The sequence below is a fragment of the Bartonella sp. AS69XJJH genome (assembly GCF_042195585.1).
Taxonomy (GTDB): Bacteria; Pseudomonadota; Alphaproteobacteria; order Rhizobiales; family Rhizobiaceae; genus Bartonella.
Genome location: NZ_JBHIOO010000144.1, coordinates 1 through 555 on the forward strand (window position 1 = coordinate 1; position 555 = coordinate 555).

Genomic DNA, 555 nt, shown 5'->3' on the forward strand with positions numbered 1-555 from the left:
TTTTGCTGATAAAAAAGAGCACATATCGCAAGTTCGTAGTGAGGCTGGTAAAAAAGGTGCACAAGCAAAAAATAATATAAAACAACATGTTAATAATTTTGCTGAAGCAAATGACAAGCAAAATGAAGCAAATGCTAAGCAAAATCAAGCTATAAAGAATAAGAATAAGAATAAGAATATATATAAAAAAACTAAAACTATCGTTTTAGCAAAAAAAGAAATTGATTTTGAAAATTTAGCAACAAACGAACAGGTTGACGAGTCAACAGAGGTTGCTGCTGTTGAAACCACATCAGAGCAAATCACAACCTCATCAGACAACCAACCTCCCATTCACGAGCAAGAGAACATTTCCAAAAAGCAAAACCGAGCGAAAGCTAATCGCGGTTGTCGATTGCCTGAGGATTTTGAACCCGATTACGATTTTCCCATTGCAGAGGGTTTGCCTCCAGAGCGTGTGAAAGTCGAAATCGCAAAATTTCGAGATTATTGGCGTTCAAAAGCTGGAGCAAATGCAACCAAAATCGATTGGCAAGCAACATGGCGTAACTGGGT

The 555-nt window shown here is 37.5% G+C and carries 1 pseudogene; it reads left to right on the forward strand.

Annotated elements, in window-relative coordinates:
- Positions 1-555 (forward strand): annotated as a pseudogene (locus ACFIK6_RS10245) (hypothetical protein); the annotation flags it as partial.